This window comes from Candidatus Desulfosporosinus nitrosoreducens (genome assembly GCF_030954495.1).
GTDB lineage: Bacteria > Bacillota > Desulfitobacteriia > Desulfitobacteriales > Desulfitobacteriaceae > Desulfosporosinus > Desulfosporosinus nitrosoreducens.
Map to the genome: position 1 here is coordinate 1 of NZ_JAVHUW010000062.1, position 16975 is coordinate 16975.

The 16975-nt window shown below is 43.1% G+C and carries 15 protein-coding genes; 6 read left to right on the forward strand and 9 right to left on the reverse strand.

All coding sequences use genetic code 11. From position 1 onward, the window contains the following. Nucleotides 1–238: 238 nt before the first annotated feature. The 6 genes from REC12_RS15440 to REC12_RS15465 form a co-directional block, all read right to left on the reverse strand. Nucleotides 239–895, reverse strand: a complete 657-nt coding sequence (locus REC12_RS15440; protein ID WP_308895996.1) for an NAD(P)H-dependent oxidoreductase — start codon at nt 893–895, stop codon at nt 239–241. Nucleotides 896–1009: 114 nt separating this feature from the next. Then, nucleotides 1010–1666 (reverse strand): NAD(P)H-dependent oxidoreductase, encoded by a 657-nt coding sequence (locus tag REC12_RS15445; protein ID WP_308895998.1) that lies wholly within the window; start codon nt 1664–1666, stop codon nt 1010–1012. Nucleotides 1667–1851: 185 nt separating this feature from the next. Beyond that, a complete protein-coding gene (locus tag REC12_RS15450) occupies nt 1852–2187 on the reverse strand; it encodes a winged helix-turn-helix transcriptional regulator (protein WP_308895999.1) in 336 nt (111 codons plus the stop codon). 299 nt (nt 2188–2486) lie between these two features. After that, nucleotides 2487–4073 (reverse strand): methyl-accepting chemotaxis protein, encoded by a 1587-nt coding sequence (locus REC12_RS15455; protein WP_308896001.1) that lies wholly within the window; start codon nt 4071–4073, stop codon nt 2487–2489. Nucleotides 4074–4912: 839 nt separating this feature from the next. Next, on the reverse strand, nt 4913–6295 hold the full coding sequence (locus tag REC12_RS15460; RefSeq protein ID WP_308896004.1) for a tryptophanase: 1383 nt from the start codon (nt 6293–6295) through the stop codon (nt 4913–4915). Nucleotides 6296–6619: 324 nt separating this feature from the next. Further along, nucleotides 6620–7906: a sigma 54-interacting transcriptional regulator gene (locus REC12_RS15465; RefSeq protein WP_308896006.1), complete on the reverse strand. Its 1287-nt coding sequence runs from the start codon at nt 7904–7906 to the stop codon at nt 6620–6622. A 404-nt stretch (nt 7907–8310) separates the two neighbouring features. Here REC12_RS15465 and REC12_RS15470 point away from each other — a divergent pair, with 404 nt between their 5' ends. Both REC12_RS15470 and REC12_RS15475 read left to right on the forward strand, forming a co-directional pair. Continuing rightward, on the forward strand, nt 8311–8691 hold the full coding sequence (locus REC12_RS15470) for a RidA family protein (protein WP_308896007.1): 381 nt from the start codon (nt 8311–8313) through the stop codon (nt 8689–8691). 199 nt (nt 8692–8890) lie between these two features. Further along, nucleotides 8891–9382 carry a hypothetical protein gene (locus REC12_RS15475; RefSeq protein ID WP_308896009.1) on the forward strand — a complete coding sequence of 164 codons (492 nt, stop codon included), beginning with the start codon at nt 8891–8893 and terminating at the stop codon, nt 9380–9382. A 152-nt stretch (nt 9383–9534) separates the two neighbouring features. On the opposite strand, the gene REC12_RS15480 is transcribed toward REC12_RS15475, so the two are convergent. After that, a complete protein-coding gene (locus tag REC12_RS15480) occupies nt 9535–9963 on the reverse strand; it encodes a universal stress protein (protein ID WP_308896011.1) in 429 nt (142 codons plus the stop codon). A 176-nt stretch (nt 9964–10139) separates the two neighbouring features. Here REC12_RS15480 and REC12_RS15485 point away from each other — a divergent pair, with 176 nt between their 5' ends. The 4 genes from REC12_RS15485 (at nt 10140) to chrA (ending at nt 13500) form a co-directional block, all read left to right on the forward strand. Beyond that, a complete protein-coding gene (locus REC12_RS15485; RefSeq protein WP_308896012.1) occupies nt 10140–10661 on the forward strand; it encodes a ferritin in 522 nt (173 codons plus the stop codon). A 320-nt stretch (nt 10662–10981) separates the two neighbouring features. Next, nucleotides 10982–11383, forward strand: a complete 402-nt coding sequence (locus REC12_RS15490) for a PadR family transcriptional regulator (RefSeq protein WP_308896014.1) — start codon at nt 10982–10984, stop codon at nt 11381–11383. Continuing rightward, nucleotides 11380–12204 carry an extracellular solute-binding protein gene (locus REC12_RS15495; protein WP_308896017.1) on the forward strand — a complete coding sequence of 275 codons (825 nt, stop codon included), beginning with the start codon at nt 11380–11382 and terminating at the stop codon, nt 12202–12204. The genes REC12_RS15490 and REC12_RS15495 overlap by 4 nt, the downstream gene beginning before the upstream one ends. A 39-nt stretch (nt 12205–12243) precedes the next feature. Then, complete coding sequence (chrA, locus tag REC12_RS15500) at nt 12244–13500, forward strand: chromate efflux transporter (protein WP_308896019.1); 1257 nt, start codon at nt 12244–12246, stop codon at nt 13498–13500. Nucleotides 13501–13710: 210 nt separating this feature from the next. On the opposite strand, the gene REC12_RS15505 is transcribed toward chrA, so the two are convergent. Further along, the gene (locus REC12_RS15505; RefSeq protein WP_308896020.1) at nt 13711–14115 is read right to left on the reverse strand and encodes an ArsR/SmtB family transcription factor; all 405 of its coding nucleotides are present in this window, start codon (nt 14113–14115) and stop codon (nt 13711–13713) included. 187 nt (nt 14116–14302) lie between these two features. Beyond that, entirely contained in the window at nt 14303–16504 is a 2202-nt protein-coding gene (locus REC12_RS15510; RefSeq protein WP_308896022.1) for a heavy metal translocating P-type ATPase, read from the reverse strand. Nucleotides 16505–16975 lie beyond the last annotated feature (471 nt).

The following is a 16975-nucleotide window of genomic DNA, read 5'->3' on the forward strand; positions in this document are numbered from 1 at the left end:
AAAACCAAGTTAGCTCCAACAAGCAATTTTTTATGTTTTGAAGACAGGGCAAAATAAAAAAATGGACAACTATAGCAGCACTTACCTTCTTGCCAGTTAACAAAAATCTATTGATCCGCTGACTAATCCGCTCTAAGACTCCCGCTTCGGCAAGCGGTGAGTTAAGAGCGGCTAAGTCCCCGGATAAGTGCGACTAAGATTCAGATGGAGTTAATACTCCACCTGAATCAAGTCTTCTTTATACTGCTCCGTTTAGATAACCTTTTACAACAAGCTTTGTAAGAAGTGCACAATGCCCTTTCTGTCCAATCTCTCCGGGCTGGCGATCAAAAATCTGATCAACAAATTCAACGGCTTCTGCTAAATACTGTTTTCTTTGTTCATCAGTAACGGTTGGCACTGAGGCAAAGAATTTAGTAGCGACATCTATGAACCCTGTCATGCCAAAAAGGCAGTCCATCACATAATGAATGGCATCATACTGCCTGGACATTTCCAAAAACGGATCATTAACACCATTTGTAAAAAGTGAAAATACCCTTTTTCCTTGCAGTTTACCGACGCCCGTATGATCATAGGCGAAACCAGTTATAAATACTTTATCAAAATAAGCTTTCATGAAGCCGGGCATTGCTGCAAACCAGACAGGAGCAATTGTGACTATTGCATCCGCCCAGAGAACATCAGCCTGTTCTTGCTTAACCTCATCTGAATAAACCTTGGTTTTTGTGGCTTTTAAATCATCTGGCCGCATAACAGGATCAAAATTCATTTTTACAAGATCTTTTACCTTAACATTTGCACCTCTGCTTTGCAAGCGGGACGAGACTGTATCCAGTAACCCTTTGCAAAAGCTTCCATCATAGGGGTGCGCATAAACAATGACTACATTCATTGTAAAGATCCTCCTTATAATTTGTTTATTTTAATAACAAACTGCCGGCATACAGGTAATAATGCCGTTCTGCTGATAACTGACAGATTGCCGTTATCGGGCTGCTCCTCAGTTTCATACTCTTCCGTTTAGATACCCTTGCATATGAAGCTTAGTAAGCAGACCGCCATGTCCGACCTGGCCAACCTCTCCAGGCTGGCAATCAAAAATCTGATCTACAAATTGAATTGCTTCAGTTAAATACTGTTTTCTTTCTTCAGCAGTAACAATAGGCACAGATTGATAGAATTTAGTGGCGACATCTACGAACCCTGTACTGCCAAAAAGATTGTCCATAGAAAGATTAATACACTCATATTGACCTGCCATATCCAGATACGGATCGTTAGAGCCGGCTGTAAAAAGTGAAAATACTCTTTTCCCTTGCAGTTTACCGCCGATTCTTTCGTCATAGGCGAATTTGGTCATAAACACCTTATCAAAATAACCTTTCAGGAAACCGGGCATTGCTCCAAACCAAATAGGAGCAATCGTAACAATTGCATCTGCCCAGAGAACATCAGCCTGTTCTCGTTTAACCTCATCCGTATAGGCCTCAGTTCTTGCGGCTTTTAAATCATCTGGTTGCATAACGGCATCAAATTTCATTTTTACAAGGTCTTTTACCTTGACGGCTGCACCTCTGCTTTGCAAGCGGGACGAAACAGTGTCCAGTAACCCTTTGCAAAAGCTTCCATCATAGGGGTGCGCATAGACAATAATTATGTTCAATTTAAACAATCTCCTTTCAGCATTTATTAATTTTAAAATATCACACTGCTGATCGGAAGTTAAGTACGCAGTTTCATGGTACTTAGTATTAATGATGGTACTATCAAAGGATATTATTTAAACTAAATAGCAAGAAACGGTACAATCCAGAATAAAAATCTAGATTGTACCGTTCGATACCTGAATTATTTATGCAAAGAGTCATAATTGTGTCTCGCCCAATTAGACATTTGTTCAATAATTGGAATAAACTCTTTTCCTAAAGATGTCAACGAGTATTCTACTTTTGGCGGTACTTCCTTATAAACTTCGCGATGGATAAAATTATCCTTTTCAAGCTCCCGTAATTGTTTTGTAAGCATAGCCTGTGTTATCTCGGGGAACAACTTTTGCAGCTCATTAAACCTTCTCGTATTTTCACTTAAGGCCCAAAGTATCATGATTTTCCATTTTCCTCCAATTATTTGCTGAATCAATTCCAGGGGACACACATTGTGGCTTCGACTTTCTGATGTACTCATAAAAACCTCCCAAAATAACAATAGTATCAAAAAAGATAGTATATATTATAAAACTGCGTACTTTAAATTTTTCCAAGTATATGTTAGCATGAGGAAACCCAATTATCAATGGTTAGCATTTTTCGGGAGGTTAAAATATGAGATACGAAGGAAACATTTTCAGACCTGGCTCTCTGCCTCATCAAGTTTTCCCTGCGGTTATTTCTGACAGTTAAATAACTAATCCATAAAAGCAGAAAGGAGCTGTCTCTTAATAATTAGAAACAGTCCCTTTTCCGGCCTTAAATTTGGTCAAAGACCTAACTTTTAAATTTATCGATGGCCTGATGCAGTTCGGCAGCTAATTGGGACAAGTTTTGACTGGCCTTGGCTATTTCAACCATAGAAGCTGACTGCTCTTCAGAAGCGGCGGAAACTTGCTCGGTACTGGCCGCATTTTTTTCCGCAATAGAAGCCAGGTTTTTCAGGACCGCCGTTATCTGGTTCTTTTTCTCTTCCATATCCCGCCCGGAACTGTTTAACTTGACCATAATTACTTTTGTTTCCTCAATTGCTCCCGCAATTCCTGAAAAGCGTTCATCGGTAATCAGGACACTCTCTTCTTGTTTTTTAGCAATTACCGAACTTTTATCAATAATTTCCACGGCATTTTGGGAATTGATTTGCAGTTCCTTAACGATTTCGTCAATTTCCCGAGTAGAAAGACTGGACTTTTCCGCCAGTTTCCTGATTTCCTCGGCTACCACAGCAAAGCCTTTTCCCGCTTCACCGGCCCGTGCAGCCTCAATCGCTGCGTTTAAGGCCAGCAGATTTGTCTGATCCGCTACCGCCTGAATCATCTGACTGGCTGAATTAATTTTCTCGGCGCTTTGGTTCGTTTTCATAATCCCCTCTTGTATCCGTTCCATGTAGCGCTCTCTTTCCTTAGTCCTTTCCATTAACTCATGTACAGAGACACTACCTTCGCTTTTCATGATCTCAACTTTTTCCGCCGACTTATTCAAATCAATTAAGTACTGTTGGTCTCTTTCGATCAGGTTTCCTAACTCCATAATCTGGGTAACACCGTAATCCGTGTCTCCGGCCTGTTCCGTGGCAGTTCCGGCAACATGCTCTATCGTTTTGGCAATCTCCTCTACGGCCTTGGCCGATTCTTGAGCTATCACAGAAAGCTCCTGAGAAGTGCTGGTAACTTGACTTGCCGTTTCTAATAAGCGCTTTGTTATCTCCTGCTGATTGACATTTGTAGCCTTGATGACTTGCCCAAGAATCCCCAGCTCATCTTTTCTGTTCACCAGGGCTTCCTTAATCACTTCAAGATCATGTCCTTTATACTTGTTTTCATATAAAACAACATCACTTTGTATTTCTTTCAGTTCTTTTAGTTCTATATCCACACCAATCGCACCCAGAAACTTCCTGTTAAGGATAATCGGCAGCATGATACTTGTCATTAAAATCCGTTTGCCATTGAGCTCATAATAATATGGGTCAATGATAGAAATCTCGCGGCGTTTCTTGGGTATGGCGTACCAGGCTTCAGTATAAACATTTTTGAGAGCAACAACCTCGATTGTGCCGTTTTCCCAATAAACGTAAGCTGTGAGCTTACCCTGATCATAGTAGTCGGAGTTTAAAAAATAATCGTCCTTGCCGTCAAATGCATTGGGCTCCCAAAAGGTACTCAAGGAAAGCAAGCCTTTGTTCCGTTTTAATAGTTCCTTTTGCAGCTCCAAAAGGGCCGTTCGGTCAGGATTGCCCCTTTTTTTCAACGCAATTACTTCGCGCAGAAGTTGTTGCGCCGCTTCCACGCCTCTTTCTAAGACCAGGTAATCCCCTACGGAACCTCTCTTTAAATATTCAATGGCAAAATCCAACAATCTCAAAGTTTGGCTTGTCCGAAATAATATAATGCCAAGGAAGCCTATAAGGCTTATTAAGAAAAGTGCTAACGTAAACTTTGAATTTCTCAAAACCAGTTCCATTAAAACCATTATTCCGGCAAATCCCAGAGGTAATTTATTACGGAAAACAATAGATTTCAGGAAAATCCCCCCTCACACCGCTTCTATAACTCGCTTGATACAGCTTTGAGGAAAAAGCAAAATCACACTGCTAAAGTCCAAATATTTTGACGAATTAAATAAAAGAGCTCCCCCCTTCCTCTTGATTCAATTATAATTATTTCCTCCAGAATATGGGCAAAATCCACTATCCGGATATTCAATCACTTTCCAGGAATATACTAATACAATCTATATTATGCAAATATGGTGCCAGCGTTGAGTTTAGTGCCCTAGCAACACCTAATTTGAACCTCCGAACCAAAACCATCTGCCTGGCGGACATAAGAAGAACTACAACTCAAGTGATACGACGGATTCTTAACTGCTAATCAAGACTAAAATTGGCGTTTCAATGATGGCAAATCTCCTCGTTCCGGTCGACATATTTCGATTGCCGACATGCTTCTCTCCAATCAAGTCAATGAAGACTCAGTCACTTTCAACTCAAACCGGCATTCTCTAAAGCTTTCTTGAAAGCGACCTTTATAAGCTCAATAATCGTCAGACTTCATGCCTGGCCCCTCTTTAATTCGAAAAAATCCTGATCTATCCGCGTTTTATTTGATCAATGAAGGCACAATATTTAGGCCGGTGATTCGCTCACCGGCCTAAATATGCTAATCATATTTTCCTGAAATTACTTGATTTTTAGCGCTGAATTATCCTTCGATGGGTTTCAGTTTACAAAGGAAATGACGAAGCACTTTCGGCTCATAAATAAACTCTAAGCCTTTAACTTGATCCCTTCGTTCCCAAATTGCCGCGAGGGCATCGACAACGACATCCATATGGTTGTCTGTGTATACACGGCGCGGAATTGTTAAACGCATAAATTCCACACCCGCTTTCTTTTGCACTCCCGTTACCGGATCACGGCCCAGCAGCAAAGAACCTACTTCAACAGGACGAACGCCTGCTTCCAAATACAGCTCATTGCATAAGGCTTGAGCCGGAAATTGTTCGGCAGGAATATGGGGGAGGAATTGGCCGGCATCCACAAAAACAGCATGCCCGCCGACCGGCCACTGAATGGGAATGCCATGTTTCCGGAGTTCGTTTCCCAGGTATTCGACTTGTCCAATCCGGCTTTCCAGATAGTCAACATCCATTCCCTCGTACAAACCAACGGCTAAACATTCCATATCCCGGCCGGACAGTCCGCCGTAGGTTATAAAGCCTTCCATGGGGACACAGCTTGTACTTGCTTTGCGGTACATTTCTTCTTCATCTTTAATGCCAATTAAGCCGCCCATGTTGACAATAGCGTCTTTTTTAGCACTCATCGTAAAGTAATCGCCCATGTCATACATTTCTTTAATAATTTCCTGGATACTCTTATTTTCATAACCCGGCTCACGTTTTTTAATAAAATAAGCGTTTTCAGCAAAGCGGGCCGAATCAATATCTATTTTCAAGGAATATTTATCGGCAATTTGGCGAAGACCGCGGAAGTTTGCCATGGAAAGCGGCTGTCCGCCCGAGGAGTTGCAAGTCACTGTCGCAATAATAAAAGCAATATTCTCCGGGCCCTTCTCCAGGATAAAATTCTCCAGCTTTTCCAAATCAAAGTTGCCTTTAAAAGGGTGCTCCTTTTGAGTGGCAAAAGCTTCCTCTATCACCAGATTTACAGGGATCATACCGTTCATCTCGATATGGGCCATGGTTGTATCAAAGTGCATATTTCCCAAAACATACTGCCCGTCCTGTTTTTTTAAATGCGGAAAAAGAACCTGTTCCGCTCCACGGCCTTGATGCGTTGGAATGACAAAATTATAGCCGAAAATATCCTGCACCGCATCTTTAACCTTAAAGAAAGATTTACTGCCGGCATAGGACTCATCCCCCAGCATTAAGGCGGACCACTGGTTGTCACTCATAGCACCGGTGCCGCTGTCGGTGAGAAGGTCAATATACACGTCCTCCGATTTTAAAAGAAAGGGGTTGTACCCGGCTTCTTGGAGTTTGTTCTGGCGCTCCTCACGGGAAATCATACGGATAGATTCTACCATTTTGATGCGATAAGGCTCTGCTTTTCTCGCCACAAGAGTTCCTCCTTATTCTAAGTCACTTTTGATTCTTCAAAATGCAAAATTCATGCCATTGCCCGAAATAGAACCAGAGAGCTTTGAATTGGCGGAACTGCAATCTATCAGGCTTTTGGCGGTACTTAGGAAAGCCCCTTGTAAAGCTCTTAAACTCTTTTGAAGAAAATTGATAAAAATCAGTGACAAGAAATCTTATCACCGATAATATTTCTTGTCATACTCCAATTCTTTACAAACGTTACTATGAAAACTTTGGGAGCAGCTCTCCTTAGTTTGGCCAACATAAATCCGTTTCATGTTTAAATTGACATTCAATATAATTTAAGGAGTCTCAATTCTATAGTGTTTAAGTTTGTTTAAAATGGTCGTGTTGGAGACTCCGAGGACTCTTCCAGCCTTGCGGGACGACTTATGGGTTTCTAAAACCCGCAGCAAAACTTGCTTTTCGACTTCACTCACGATTGTTTTCAAGGAAGGCCAGCCTTTTTCCATGGGTATTCGGATTTGAAAATTTCCTTCTTCATAAGACGCGGTTTGTTGGGTAGGAACTAAATCCGTCCATTCGTAGAAAAGTTGGGGCTTGATTTCAGTAGAATCCATGACATTGATAAGACGTTCCAAGGTATTCTCCAACTGCCGCACATTTCCCGGCCAAGCCTGCTCCATTAATAAGTCCATACTCTCCTTGGTTAAGTGAATATCGGGTTTCCCTAACTTTTGAGAGAGCTTGCGTATTAAAAACTGGGCTATCAGGGGAATATCTTCAGACCGCTCCCGCAGAGGTGGAATTCGTATGGGAATAACATTTAAACGATAATAAAGGTCTTCACGGAATTCGCCTCTTTTAATCATTTCTTCCAAGTTACGATGTGTAGCGGCAATTATACGCACATCCACCGGTACTTCCCTGGCTCCCCCGACACGTCTGATCTTATTCTCTTGCAGGACCCTTAATAAGTGAACTTGAACGCGAGTAGAGATCTCCCCGATTTCATCCAGAAAAAGGGTTCCATGATCAGCCTGTTCAAAAAGTCCTTTTCGTCCGCCTCTTACCGCTCCCGTAAATGAGCCTTCTTCATATCCGAAAAGTTCGCTCTCCAACAGACTATCCGGCAACGCAACACAATTAATTGGAATAAAGGGCGCTTGGGCCCGTAAACTTTCCATATGAATTGCCCGGGCAAATAATTCCTTCCCGGTTCCGCTTTCTCCCCGCAGCAGAACCGTCGAAGTTCCTTTCGCAACCATTTTAGCCGTTTCCACAGCGTGGCGCATCTTAGTGCTCTGGTAGGCAATATCTTCAAAGGCCCCTTTCCTTTGGCGATCAACGTTTGAAATAATCTCCCTCAGCCTATGCTCTCTTTCTTCATAAGGCATTCGCTCGCGCAAATGGACTGCAATAATCCCTTGAATCTCTTCAAGATCTCGTATTAGCTGCTGAACCTGTTCATCCGCAAGACAACGAAATTTAATAAACATACCTTGATTAGGGATTACTTCCATTCCAATTTTATCGACGTTATTCTTTTCGCACCGTTCAAAAATCTCCATCCCTAAACCTAAACGGTCTACAAAATCAATTTGTATCACACGTTCCAGAGACGACATTTTTTACCTCCCTCTCGAAAATCCGTTCCAGATAAAGTAGACTTGATTCAGGTGGAGTTTTAACTCCATCTGAATCCTAGTCGCACTTATCCAGGGACTTAGCCGCTCTTGACTCACCGCTTGCCAAAGCGGGAGTATTAGAGCGGATTAGTCTTCGGATAAATTATAACATAGAGAAAATTCCGGCATAAACAGCCAACGCTTGCTAAACCAATGGCTATAACCGGCTATTCACTCCATAAACGCACAAGGCCAACGGTTCTTTGCTAAATATCCGAAAAGCGAGTAAAATAGTACCAGTACCAATTTCTTGCTTGGTTAATTCTCTTAAAATCAAGTATACTTAGGATTAGTTTCTGCCCAGTGTTTTTAATGAAGCTATTTTGCAAGGAGGTAATTTTTTTATGAGCAAACAAATTCTTAATACTCAAAACGCACCTGCGGCTATCGGTCCTTATTCTCAAGGAGTGAAAGTCGGAAATCTTATTTTTACATCCGGACAACTACCGCTGAATCCTCAAAGCGGGGATTTAGTTGCAGACATTGAAGGCGCAACCAAACAATCTTTAGATAACGTTAAAGCTATCCTGGAAGCCTCCGGTTCTTCAATGGACAAGGTCGTAAAAACCGTGGTTTTTCTGAGAGACATGAATGACTTTGCCGCTATGAACACCGTTTATGCCACTTATTTTGCGAGTAATCCGCCTGCCCGTTCCGCCGTGCAAGTTGCCCGCTTGCCTAAAGACGCCATTATTGAAATTGAGGCCATTGCCCTAGCTGAATAATTAAAGAACATATTTTAGCTTAAGTCATAACAAGAGCAAGTAGTTCCCCAGGCGAACTGCTTGCTCTTACTGTTTCCTGAAATAAGTATCTCTGAATGTGCCTGGCTATATTTAGGTAAATAATGCACCTTTAGCCAAAAATTGCATACTAGTGTATTGTGAATAAAAACTATCCTCAGATTCTAAAGGGGGTTTGCCCATGGCATCGTTGATAGGGCAACGGGGGCATTTTCCAACTCAACAAACGATCTTTTCTTCTCCCGGCCAGCAGCAGAACTTTTCTTCTAAACAATGGCAAGGACTTTCACCTGTTCGTAGCAAAGCTCCCACACCTGCAACCCCAGCAAATGTTCAGCCGGAAATAATCATACCGCAAAAAGTAACTGCTCCTTTTTCCTCGGTTCTGCCGCAAAAATCTCGCGTAGAACAAAAAGCTCTTCCTTCCCCGTCAGAAACGACAAGTTTATGGCAACAACAAGCAGGGGCTCTCCTGAAACAATACGGTCCTGCCTTTATGCGGCAATTTGGTCCTCCTTTGGCACGCAAGATCGGCTTTCCGCTTGCTCAGCATTTTGGGCCGCCTATAGCGCGAAAAGTCGGCGCTCCACTTGCCCGCAAATTATTCGTACCTCTGGCAAAACGGGCAGGATTTGCCCTGATAAAACGACTTGGATTTCCTTTCTGGTTTTAAACTATCTTTTTCCTTGGGAATCAACCGTTTCATAAGGCCGGATGACAATAGAGTCCAACTTAAAGTATAAAAATCAGGGCGGATATAAATCTGTAAATTTATATCCGCCCTGAACATTGTCCCGTCTGAACAGCCAATACCTAAATGCGGTCTTATTTAACAATAAGAACCGGGCACTTAACCCGCTGCAGAACTCCCTGACTGACGCTTCCTAAAACTGAACCCGCTATAGGTCCATAGCCATGACTCCCCATGACTACCAAATCAATAGTCTCAGTTTCCGCTTCTGCGGCAATAACGGTCGCCGGATGCCCCTGCAATTTTTTCTTGGTCATCACGACATCGTGAATGTCCATGTCTTTAAGCGTAGCCTCCAAAGCTAAGTCTGCGCCTTCTTCAATTTGCTCCTGGGGGACAACATAGCTTGCGGCAACAGCATAACCCCAATATCCTTCCGGGATATACGATACAAAAAGCAGTTCAAGCTCAGAATGGAAAGTTCGAGCAAGGTCCAAAGCCGTTTTAAACGCGCGGCGCGAATATTCCGATGCATCTGTGGGCACTAATATTTTGTTAAACATAGACAAGCCTCCTCTAAACTTAACTAGGAATCTGTTTTACATTTTATAATTCTCCATTTATTATTTAAATCCTCCTTTAATTAAGAAGAATTATATATTCCCCAAAAAATAAGCAGGAAATTAAGAAATTATGGAGAATATTTCCCAATGATTCATTAAAGAAAGGTGGGCTAATTATGCCAAACGAAAAAATGATTCAAGCTATCAACGAACAAATCAACAAAGAACTCTTTTCAGCGTATTTTTATCTTGCCATGCAAGCCTATTTTTCATCCCTCAATCTCGACGGGTTTGCTAATTACTTTCGGGTACAGGTCCAAGAAGAACGAGATCATGCTTTAGGTTTCTTCAACTATTTGAATAAAGTCGGCGGCAAGGTTACCTTGACCGAAATCGCAAAACCTCAAAACGATTTTTCCAGTCCTCAAGAAGTCTTTGAACTTGCTTTGAAGCATGAACAATTTGTAACACGGTCAATCTATTCCTTGATGGACATTGCCCGAGAAACTAAAGATCATACTTCGGAGATTTTTCTGCAATGGTATGTTACAGAACAGGCAGAAGAAGAGGAAAACATGGGACGGGTTCTGAATAAATTAAAGCTCATTAAAGAAGATGGTGCAGGACTCTTTATGATCGACAGTGAACTTGCTCAACGAGTATATGCCCCTGCGGTTATCCCAGGAATAACGCTTTAATAACCTTGTATTTTTCTCATCCGGAACTCAACTTGTTACCCCCCAAGCCCCGCCACACTGAAAAGTCAGGCGGGGCTTTTAACATCTCTTCCGGTTGTTTTTCAAAACTTGAATGAAATGCTCCCGCCAATCGTGCGGGGATACGGACTCCAGGCGGACGCTAGTCAGCCTGTTCTGAAAATTGAACAGGCTATTTCTTTAATAACAGCTCAGCAAAGAAATTAAGAAAAATTTATTTATCACAGAAGGATATTCGGAGGAGATACCGAATAGTTTTAATGAATCTATATGCACAGTGACAATAGCTGAGGTGAGCACATATGAATGAAGAGATAAGTTCTAAATTTGAATCAACTATCCCCATTGATCGTGCCATTCAAGCAGAGTTGCTTCTTTTGCTCAAGCAAAAGCCTTCTCATGGTTATGAATTAATTCAGCGCCTCAATGAAGTTGAGTTCAGAAGCGGAGAAGCAGACACAGCGACCGTTTATCGGAATCTCAGGCGAATGGACAAGGACGGACTGATAGCATCTCATTGGGAAGTCGGTGAGTCGGGACCAGGCAGGCGGCTTTATAAATTAACACTGCAAGGAGAAGAATCCTTAAAAATCTGGGCCCAGTACATTGCCCAGCAAAAAATGAAATTAGAAAAATTTCTGCGGGCTTATTACCAACTCGAAGAATCTTTAACTGAAACGAAAGATGGGGTGGAGCTGAGATGATAAATTCTCCCAAAACTCTGAGGATTATTCACGCCGGGGCTTTGCAGGGTGTTATTGGACACTGTCTGGAACTTTTTGCAAAACAACTCCCCGCTCTAACCGTTCAATCTAAGAGCGTAGGTTCGAGAGAAGGAGCCAAACGACTGTTAGCCGGAGAAATTTATGATATTGTCGCTTTAGCCGATCAAGCCCTGTTTGCCGAGCTGCTGGTCCCGGATTTAGTGCGTAACTATTTTATTTTTGCCTCGGATCAAATTGTCATCGGCTATACCCCTTTTTCCAAAGGAAGCAAAGAGATTACTCCGGAAAACTGGGCTGATATGTTAATTCAATCACAAAGTAGCTTTGCCCATTCCGACCATCATCTCGATCCCTGCGGTTACAGAACTCTAATGGTCTGGCAATTGGCCGAGATTTTCTACAACAAACCCGGTCTATACACAGCGTTGGCAAATGCCTGTATTCCCTCCACAGTTTACCCTAAATCCGTAGAACTGGCGCAGGCTTTATTAAAAGGAGACGTTGACTACGCGTTTCTCTATTCCTCGGAGGCCAAACAATTGGGGCTTCCTTATATAGTCCTGCCGGCAAAGATCAATCTCTCCAGTCCTGCTTGTGCTAATTTTTACGACCAGGCCTTTGTAGCGGTCGAAAGTAAGATTCCGGGCACGAATACCATTATTCACGGCAAGCCGATAGAATTTGCAATTGGGATCTCTAGGGAAAGTCAAGCTCCGGAATTGGCTCAATCCTTTGTCGATCTTCTTACCGGACCGCTGGGATGCGCCATTCTGGAGGACTGTGGTTTGATTCCCTGCTAACGCAGTTTAACCCTGCCACGACGGGAGGTAATCAAGACGATGAAAAGAGAGCCTAAGATTAGCCAAACGTTTAAACAACCCCAAAGGGTGAGCCTCTGGGAAATTGCTCAAACCTTTCTTCACATAGGGCTTGTATCTTATAGTCTGGCTGCTCTGGGAGAAGCTAAGAAATCTCTGGTGGACCAAAAGAATTGGCTGACAGATGAGGAATATCTAAACGGTTTAATTCTTTCCCAGCTTTTACCTGGGGCACCGACTGTAAATCTGAACACTTACATTGGCTATCTCATAAGGGGTTTTCCCGGCGCTCTCGTAGCCAGCATCTTTTTTGTGATTCCTTGCTTCACCGGTATGGTCCTTCTTGCCCACCTTTATCTAAACTACAACAACCTGCCTTTTGTAGCTTCATTATTCAAAGGCGTGGGCGCCTTAGTGGTAGGACTTGTCTTAAATACCATCCTGGATCTCTGGAAAAAAGGAGTAAATACTCCACAACTGACAATTCTTGCGCTCAGTGGATTTGTCATGGTCTTTTTCTGGAAAATGAATATTTATGGCTTGCTTCTCGCTGCCGGAGCCGTCAGTCTCCTCTTCGCTTTTCTGACCTATAAAATTCCGGCCTGGCGGACTTTGATGGACAAAAAATTTTGGGTTGCTAAAAAATCTCCTTCCCAAGAAACCTTAGCAATCAAATTTAAATTCAGCAAGAAAAAGTACCTGGCGATGTTGTTGATGCTTGCCGTGCTCTTAGTTATCAATTTTAGCCTTAATTTCAGCAATCCCACTTTCCGCAGCCTCGGCAACACCTTATTTGGGATTGGCGGGCTAACCTTCGGCAGCGGATATGCCATGCTGCCATTTATTCAGGACGCCATGATTCATCATTATCATTTCGTCACAGACCGGGAATTTGAGGTTGCTTTAGCCCTTAGCCTGCTCACCCCCGGTCCGGTTACAGTAATCTCCGCTTTTATCGGCTATAAAGTGGCAGGGATATTCGGAGCCGCTCTGGCGATGGCGAACATGTACCTGCCTTCCTTCACTGTTGTCAATATTATTTCCGATCTTTATCAACGCGCCGGCAAAGCCGAAAAGGTCAAACTGTTTATCAGCGGAATAGTAGCCGCATTTTTCGGAACACTTTGGGCCGTTATTAGCAAACTAGCAGGCAGCTCATTAGTCGATTGGCCGACCTGCTGTCTGGCTTTAGCAGCTTTTGGAGTACGGCGTTTTACTAAAATAGATACCCTGTGGATCATCATTGCCGGAGCTTTAATTTCTTTAGTCATTTTCTAAGTAAATGCTTAGCACAACTTCCTTCCCTTTATCTTTTTATTAGCGATTATCCAAACTAAGGAAAAAGGAAACCTTGGAACAACCGTTCCCAGGTTTCCTTTATGTCTTATTAAAGCGAAAAATAAGTGCTGAACTGTTTGTACCTTGTCAAATTGAAAGCTCAAATTTTGCCCTTCCTCTAAATTCACAGCAATAGATCAGGCATTATGCTCAACCTTCATCAATGTGTTCTAAGCCTTGACGATAAAGCTCTGAAACATGAGAGTCATGCATGGAATAATAAACCATCTTCCCTTCCCGCCGGTATTTGACAAGATCGTTGTTTCTCAGTACCCGCAGTTGATGGGATGTTGCCGACTGACTTAGTCCTAATAATTCGGCGAGATCACAAACGCAGAATTCCGCTTTGGACAAGACATCCATAATTCTTATTCGTGTCGGGTCCCCCAGTGTTTTAAATAATTCCGCCAAGCTATTTGCTCGGTCAAGGGTAATCAAGTGTTCAGCATATTTATCAACGACTTCGTGATGCACACATAAAATGTCACATACGGCATCTTCCGCGGTTTCAGGCAGATCGGCAGAGACTTGGGAATCCGAATGTTTCGCTACCATACTTTCACCCCGAATTAAAATGATCCCAGCGTATCTTCATTTTAACATGAGCGCCGGCATACCGCCACTATAACCGCCTTGATTCAGAACCGCCTAATCCCCCGTGATATCTGTCTCCTTTTTATACTCTTGGGACGCCGGCCAAATTTTTCAGGAACAGGCCGCACCGGCCTGTGCTGAGTCAAGCTCAGCGTGCCGCCGCTTTTACCGCTCGCGTTGAAAAATCTTCCGCAGGGGAAATTTTCCGGGTGTTATACTTTCTAATCCGCATGGCGTTCAAAATAGCCAGCAAGGCTACGCCTTCATCAGCGAAAATGGCGCTCCACATATTGGCCAGTCCGAAGACCGCCAGTAAAATAACCAGCAGCTTTATACTTAAGGCAAAACCAATATTCTGCCAAATAACTTTTTTAGTGAATCTTGCGATATGAATGGCTTCCGGGAGCTTGCTCGGCCGGTCTTCCATAAACACAACATCCGCGGCTTCGATGGCCGCATCTGATCCTAAACCACCCATCGCAACCCCTACATCAGCCAAGGTCAAAACAGGGGCATCATTGATTCCGTCACCCACAAAAGCCACTTTACCCTGCCGTGTTTCTTGGCGAAGTGATTTAAGCCAAAAGACCTTATCCTCCGGCATTAAATCAGAGTAATATTCACGAACGGCCAATTCCTCAGCCACCGCTTTAGCCACACCTGAATTATCTCCTGTCAGCATCACCGTTCTCATGCCCATCTGATTCAGTTGATCAATCGTTTCCCGGGAATCTGTTTTCACCCGGTCAGAGATCGTCAAGTGGCCAGCATAACCCCCGTCAACGGAAATATACACCATAGTTCCTAAGCCCTGATGGGAATTAACTCCGGGGATTGATATTCCGGCCTCCTCCAGCAATTCTGCTTTTCCCACCAATACAGTCTTGCCGTTCCATAAGGCCCGAATTCCTTTACCGCTTATTTCTTCATGACTTAATATATCTGTTAAATTATTGCCTTTTGCCTCATTGCCATATTTCTCGCGAATCGATACGGCAATGGGATGAGGGGAGTGAGCTTCCGCTCTCGCCGCTATTTCCAGAAGCTCTTTCTTAGAGTACCCTTGTGCCGGGGTAATCTCTATAACCTGAAAGACCCCTTCTGTCAAAGTCCCCGTCTTATCAAACACCACGGTACGCAGATCTGTCAATGCTTCCAGATAATTTGCGCCCTTGATCAGAATCCCCTGACGTGAAGCGCCCCCAATTCCGCCAAAATAACCCAAAGGTACGGAAATAACCAAAGCACAAGGGCAAGAAATGACCAGTATTGTCAGCGCTCTATAAAGCCATTCCTGCAAATTCCCTCCCCATAAGAGCAAGGGCACCAGGAATATCCCTAAGGCCGCCACCACAACGGCAGGGGTGTAATAGCGGGCAAAGGTTGTAATAAAAGTTTCCGTGCGTGCTTTGTGAGTACTGGCGTTCTCAACCAAGTCTAAAATCTTTTGCACGGACGACTCAGCAAACACTTTAGTGACACGCACCGTCAAAACCCCGGTTGTATTAATCATTCCGGCGAGAACAGTATCTTCAACCTCAACTTTTCTGGGTACGGACTCCCCTGTTAAGGCTGATGTATCGACATGGGAACTGCCGTTGACAATTTGACCGTCCAAAGGAATTTTTTCCCCTGGACGAATCAGAATCTGCTGACCGACCTGAACCTCTTCGGGGGCTACTTTCATCACATCCAACTGATTTACAAGGTTGGCATACTCCGGTCGGAAATTCAATAAGGCCTGGATAGAATGACGGGATCGATTTACGGCCCGCTCCTCTAAATATTCGCCGACGGAGTAGAAAAGCATGACCGCGACAGCTTCCGGCAAGGCCCGGATGGCAATTGCTCCCACAGTAGCCAGGGCCATCAAAAAGTTCTCATCAAAGATTTGTCCCTTGGAGATATTGCGGACGGCTTTAAGCAGGACCTTGAAACCTACGATAACATAGGCCGCCAATAAAATGAAAGCCCCGAGAGCTCCCCTCCAATCGCTTTTCCAGCGTAGCTCCAGGATTAAGCCTATGGCAAACAACACACAGGCAGAAATAATCCGCATCAGCCTTTGTTGCGTTTCCTTAGCTTCACCAGGGTTGCTTAAAACAGCCGTTTTTTTCTCTGTTGGAACCGGGACAAGCCTTACTCCTTCTTCTATCTTCTCTATAATTGTTTGAGCCTGCGCGACTCGTGAGGGAGGCAAGAAAACGGTTTTAGCCGCATAATTGATCGTTGTTTCTCCTATTCCCTCCGTTGCACTGAGCATTCTCTCCATTTTGGCCGAACAATTAGGACAAAAATCCCCTTCAAGGCGATATTTTATTTTTTCTTCTTGAACTACTTGTGCAGGCATAATCTCCCCTCCAAAGAATTTATGTTCATATGACTATATATTCATATGAAAAATATCATATTAACTCCACTTTTGCAACATAAAAATGCTTAGACATTTATATTTTAATTAGGCTTGCTAAATTCAGGGAATCTATCCTATATTTTATTGTTCTGCATAAACAAGATAGAGAGGTATTTTCAATTTAAAGCCTAAACCCGATAAGGAAGACTTGACTCAGGTGGAGTTTTAACTCCATCTGAATCTTAGTCGCACTTATCCAGGGACTTAGCCACTCTTAACTCACCGCTTGCCGAAGCGGGAGTCTTAGAGCGGATTAGTCAGCGGATAAAAGAATTGCTGTAAAGCTTTTTAAAAGCCTGTTTACAAACATTCAAACAATCATTATAATGTTTATTAGATAAATAAAAAAGGGGAAATCGCTTTGAATCATCTTGATAATCATTTCTGTAGTGTAGATTGTCACATTCC